Origin of the sequence: uncultured Aggregatibacter sp., from assembly GCF_901873365.1 — a bacterium.
In the GTDB taxonomy this organism is placed as follows: Bacteria; Pseudomonadota; Gammaproteobacteria; order Enterobacterales; family Pasteurellaceae; genus Aggregatibacter.
In genome coordinates, this window is the sequence record NZ_CABFLM010000057.1 from 20914 (window position 1) to 27027 (window position 6114).

Annotated in this window: 4 protein-coding genes; 2 read left to right on the forward strand and 2 right to left on the reverse strand. The window is 45.2% G+C overall.

Going from position 1 to position 6114, the window contains the following annotated elements:
- Nucleotides 1-4: 4 nt before the first annotated feature.
- Nucleotides 5-1189, reverse strand: a complete 1185-nt coding sequence (locus tag QZ106_RS04325; protein WP_295974724.1) for a lipoprotein-releasing ABC transporter permease subunit — start codon at nucleotides 1187-1189, stop codon at nucleotides 5-7.
- A gap of 214 nt (nucleotides 1190-1403) precedes the next feature.
- Here QZ106_RS04325 and metH point away from each other — a divergent pair, with 214 nt between their 5' ends.
- Together metH and QZ106_RS04335 are read left to right on the forward strand one after the other, a co-directional pair.
- Entirely contained in the window at nucleotides 1404-5096 is a 3693-nt protein-coding gene (metH, locus tag QZ106_RS04330; RefSeq protein ID WP_295974730.1) for a methionine synthase, read from the forward strand.
- Nucleotides 5097-5166: 70 nt separating this feature from the next.
- Nucleotides 5167-5775 carry a hypothetical protein gene (locus QZ106_RS04335; protein WP_295974726.1) on the forward strand — a complete coding sequence of 203 codons (609 nt, stop codon included), beginning with the start codon at nucleotides 5167-5169 and terminating at the stop codon, nucleotides 5773-5775.
- 32 nt (nucleotides 5776-5807) lie between these two features.
- Here QZ106_RS04335 and QZ106_RS04340 read toward each other — a convergent pair.
- The coding region (locus QZ106_RS04340) for a hypothetical protein (RefSeq protein WP_295974727.1) at nucleotides 5808-6114 on the reverse strand (307 nt) is incomplete at its 5' end.

The window sequence follows — 6114 nt, forward strand, 5'->3', positions numbered from 1 at the left end:
CTTTTTATTCATAGCGCAAGGCTTCTGCCGGTTCCACTTTCGCGGCGCGATAGGCCGGATAAATGGTGGATAACAATGACAATAATAAGGAAAACACGACAATCGTCAGGATTTGCCAAGGCTCAAGTGCGGTCGGTAAATACATTGTTTTTGCGCCTAAGATATTCACGATAGCGTCCAAATTTAACGTCACTAACACGCCCAATATAGCGCCCGCCAAGGTGCCCATTAACCCCACCAATAAACCTTGATAAATAAAGATGGAACGCACCTGTCCTTTTGTTAACCCGAGGGTTTGTAAAATAGCGATTTCGCCCTGTTTGTCCACCACCATTAGGCTTAAAGATGTAATAATATTGGACACTGCCACCACAATAATTAAGCTCACCAACAAGCCCATCATATTTTTTTCCATGCGTACCGCTTGGAAAAACTCACCTTTTTGTGTGCGCCAATCGGTGATTTGCGCGGCTGAGGGAAACGCGGCAGGCAACTCGGTAATTTGGAACGGATCCGTTAAAAATAAACGGAAACCTTGTGCTTCGCCCGGCTGAATTCGCATTAAACGTCCAATGTCCGTTAAATTGGCGAAGGCTTCATACCCTGACGCATGCCCTGCATCAAAATAAATTTCGCTGACGGTAAATAAACGCTGTAATGGCACACGCCCGAAAGGCGTGTATTGGCTGTTTTCGGTAATCATCAAACGCACTTTGTCGCCGACATGCAGGTTTAATTTCTGCGCTAATTGATCGCCAATGATAATTTTAAATTCGCCTGTCGGGAGCAAATTCTCAAAATTCTGCTCAGGCAATGTGGATAAAATCGGGTCATCCGAAAATTGTCGAATCCCAATCACTTGCCCCGCGCTGACACCGCCCGCGGTTTGAAAAATCACATTCGTCATGTTTATCGGCACGGCTTTTTGCACGAAATTCGGCATAGGCGGCTCGGCATCGTCGATCTTCACCTTGCCGTTCGGGCTAACAATGGCGTGTGGAATGGAAGAAAGCACTTGTTGCTTTTGATAGCCTTCCAAACCGTTCATTACAGACAGCACAATAATCAATGCCATCACGCCAAGCACAATGCCGACACTGGCTAAATTCGTCACCAACCGTCCAAAACGATCGGTACTTTTCGCCCGCCAATAGCGCAATGCAATAAAAAGAGGGGTAGATAAGGTCATAAGGGATAAAAAATCATTAAAAATACGAAAAAAATTGCGCGCTAGTTTAGCATAGACCAAGATAAAAAGCAGAAAATCGGCAAAGAATTCTCTTAGACCAGCCAGAAAAATGCGTTAAAAAACACAGCACTTTTAGAGAGATAACATTTGACAGCGCAAGCACATCTTCCTACTATTCCTCCCATTTATTTGAACTCAAACAAACGGAAAGCTTATTTTGAAAAACACCACTGAAATACTAAAAAATGCCCTTGCCCAACGTATCTTAATTTTAGACGGCGCCATGGGCACGATGATCCAAAAATATAAACTCACCGAAGCGGATTTCCGTGGTGAACGCTTTAAAGAAAGTGCGGTGGATTTACGCGGCAATAATGACTTGCTGACCCTCACCCAACCGTTACTCATTTCCGCCATTCACGAAAAATATTTAGAAGCCGGCGCGGACATTATCGAAACCAATACGTTCAGCTCCACCACCATTGCGCAAGCGGATTACGACTTGCAATCCATTGCCTACGAACTCAACTTTGCCGGCGCAAAACTGGCACGTTTAGCAGCAGATAAATACAGCACGCCGGAAAAACCACGTTTCGTCGCGGGGATTCTCGGCCCGACGAACCGTACCGCGTCCATTTCTCCGAACGTGAACGATCCCGGTTTCCGTAACGTCACCTTTATGGAATTGGTGGATGCCTATTCAGAAGCCACGCGCGGCTTAATCGAAGGTGGTGCCGATTTAATTATGATCGAAACCATTTTCGACACGCTAAATGCCAAAGCGGCAGTATTTGCCATCGAAACCGTGTTTGAAGAATTAGGCATGGAATTGCCAATTATGATTTCCGGCACCATTACCGATGCGTCTGGCCGTACTCTTTCAGGACAAACCACCGAAGCGTTCTACAACTCCCTGCGCCACGCCAAACCGCTCACGTTCGGTTTGAACTGTGCGTTAGGTCCGAAAGAATTACGTCAATATGTCGAACAACTGTCTAAAATCAGCGAAACCTACGTTTCTGTACACCCGAATGCCGGCTTACCGAATGCCTTTGGTGGCTATGATCTCGGCGCAGAAGACATGGCAGCGCAACTGAAAGAATGGGCGGAAAGCGGTTTTGTGAACATTATCGGTGGCTGTTGCGGTACCACGCCGGATCATATTAAAGCCTTTGCCGATGCGGTAGAAAATATCCCACCACGCAAATTGCCACAAATCAAAACCGCCATGCGTTTATCGGGTTTAGAGCCGCTTAACATTGATGATGAAAGCCTGTTCGTGAACGTGGGCGAACGTAATAACGTGACAGGTTCGGCAAAATTCAAACGCTTAATTAAAGAAGACAAATTTGCCGAAGCCATTGAAATTGCCATCGACCAAGTGGAAAACGGCGCACAAGTCATCGACGTCAATATGGACGAAGCCTTGCTCGACGGCAAAAAATGCATGACCCGCTTCCTCAATATTATGGCGACCGAACCCGATGCAGCAAAAGTGCCGGTGATGATTGACTCCTCCAAATGGGAAGTAATTGAGGCGGGCTTGCAATCGGTGCAAGGTAAGCCGATTGTGAACTCCATCTCGTTGAAAGAAGGCGAAGAGATCTTTATCGAACACGCCAAACTGGTGCGTAAATACGGTGCTGCAGTGGTCGTGATGGCATTTGACGAAGTTGGGCAAGCGGACACCGAAGATCGCAAGGTGGAAATCTGTACCCGTGCTTATAACATCTTAGTCAACCAACTTGGCTTCCCGCCGGAAGACATTATTTTCGACCCGAACATTTTCGCCATCGGTACCGGAATTGAAGAACACAATAACTACGGCGTAGATTTCATTAATGCCACAGGTCGCATTAAACGCTCGTTACCGCACGCGAAAATCTCGGGCGGGGTGTCGAACGTATCCTTCTCTTTCCGTGGTAACAACGTGATGCGTGAAGCCATTCACGCCGTTTTCCTCTATCACGCCATCAAACAAGGCATGGACATGGGGATCGTGAATGCGGGGCAACTTGCGATTTACGATGATCTCGATCCGGAATTACGCAATGTAATTGAAGACGCCGTTTTAAACCGCACACCGGACGGCACGGAACGTTTACTGGATATTGCGGAAAAATATCGCAACCAAGGCAACGATGAAAGTGCGGTGGATTCTGTTGCCGAATGGCGCACTTGGCCGGTGGAAGAACGCTTAAAACATGCCCTTGTGAAAGGCATTACTACACACATCATCGAAGACACCGAAGAAGCCCGCCAAAAATTGCCCACTCCGTTAGAGGTAATCGAAGGCCCACTCATGGCTGGCATGGATGTGGTGGGCGATTTGTTCGGCGACGGCAAAATGTTCCTGCCGCAAGTGGTGAAATCCGCACGCGTGATGAAACAATCGGTCGCCTATTTAGAGCCATTTATCAACGCCACTAAACAAAAAGGCTCAAGCAACGGTAAAGTGGTGATCGCCACCGTAAAAGGCGATGTGCATGACATCGGCAAAAACATCGTAAGCGTGGTGTTGCAATGTAATAACTTTGAAGTAATCGACTTAGGCGTGATGGTGCCGGCAGACAAAATCATCCAAACCGCCATTGATGAAAAAGCGGATCTTATCGGCTTGAGCGGTTTAATTACGCCATCCCTAGACGAAATGGAATACTTCCTTGGCGAAATGACGCGTTTAGGGTTGAACTTGCCTGTCTTGATTGGCGGTGCTACCACGTCCAAAGAACATACCGCCATTAAACTTTATCCAAAATACAAACAACACGGCGTGTTCTATACCTCAAACGCTTCCCGTGCGGTCACAGTCTGTGCTACGTTGATGAACCCGGAAGGCCGTGCAGCATTGTGGGAGCAATTCAAGAAAGATTACGAGAAAATTCAACAATCTTTTGCCAACCGCAAACCACTACGCAAACAGCTCAGCATTGAAGAAGCGCGCGCCAACCGTTTCAATGGCTTCAGTGGTGAATGGGCGGATTATGTGCCGCCAACGCCAAAACAAACCGGGATTGTGGAATTCAAAAATGTGCCGATTGCCGAACTGCGCAAATTTATCGACTGGTCGCCGTTCTTCCGCGTATGGGGCTTGATGGGCGGTTATCCGGATGCCTTTGATCATCCGGAAAGTGGCGAAGAAGCCCGCCGCGTGTGGAATGATGCGCAAGCGATGTTAGATGCTTTCGAACAAAACCACACACTTAATCCAAGCGGCGTGTTGGGTATTTTCCCTGCGGAACGTGTGGGCGATGATGTGGTGTTATTCTCCGATGAAGACCGCACTCAACCTATCGGCACGGCTTACGGCTTACGCCAACAAACGGAACGTGGCAAAAACAGCAAAAGCCAATTTAACTTTGCCTTGAGCGACTTTATCACCGATCGCGAAAGTGGCAAAAAAGACTGGATGGGCATGTTCGCCGTGTGCGCCGGTATTGAAGAAATGGATTTAGTAGAAGGCTACAAAGCCGCAGGCGATGACTACAACGCCATCTTGCTACAAGCCGTGGGCGACCGCCTCGCCGAAGCCATGGCTGAATACCTGCACTTTGAGTTGCGCACCCGCATTTGGGGCTACACGCAAGAAGAATTCGACAACCAAGGGTTAATCAATGAAAACTATGTCGGCATCCGCCCGGCACCGGGCTATCCAAGCTGCCCGGAACACACGGAAAAAGCCTTGATTTGGGATTTATTAGAAGTCGAACAACGCATCGGCATGAAACTCACCGAAAGCTACGCCATGTGGCCGGCCGCTTCTGTCTGCGGTTGGTACTTCACCCACCCTGCAAGCAACTATTTCACTCTAGGTCGCATCGATGAAGACCAAGCTCAAGATTATGCTAAACGTAAAGGTTGGGATGAGAGAGAGATGATGAAGTGGTTGGGTGTGGCGATGAAGTAGAAACTCATCAGAAATTGACCGTACTTGTAGGTTGGGATTTATCCCACCTTTTATTAAGTGGACAGCTAATATGAAAAAACTTCCTAATATATACCAGCATCTATTTCCTCTAAGTAACTTTCAAACTATAAAGGAATATTTTGAATATTTTATTTTTAGAAAGAATATTGCTGACTTAGATAAACCCTTGTTTAATTCTAGTAATAGAAAACTCTGGTTAGAGGATTATCCCACACTTGATTGTTTCCCAAAAACTTTAAGCTACATTGATGATCCAAATTCCTTTCCTTTATCAGAAGTGGCTAAGGAATTAGCCAATGTAGAATTGTATTTACCTAAAAATGAAATCCTGTTTCACTCAGGTAACTTACCGAATAAAGTTCCTTTAGCTATAGGACAGGAATTCCAATTAAAGGAAATCTTCTCTGCAACATTAGACCCCTATATTGCAAATGTCCACGATAGTGATGATGATATTTACTGGTATATACAAATCAAAAACGAGAATATTAGATGTTTACCTATTCCAGATGAATATGGAGAGTATGAAGTTATTATCTTAGATTCTCCAATAGCAAAAATAGTTGATATAAAGACTGCTCAAAGAGATAAGATGTGGCTAGGAGATATGGCTTCTGACCCAACAACTAAAACTATCATTTATGTTGATTTATATTAATTAAACGGTGGGATATTTCCCTTACTCTTTACTTAGTAACAAGTTCTACTGCCATCAAAATTTGTTGTACATGTTTTACTAAAATAATTTCCTTGGGAATCCATTCCTGAATAATTTGTTGAATTGCCATAGTTTGTAATAGTTTGATTCCAGCTATTACCATTAGAATCATATCCATTTTGGTATGTTGTATTACCGTAAGTATTTGATGTTTGAGACCAATTAGAACCAGTATTAGAATTATAGCCGTTAACTTGGGTAGTATTACCGTATCTGTTTACTGTATAAGAGTTTCCATTATTATCATAGCAATTACTATATGTATCCGTACCATAGCAT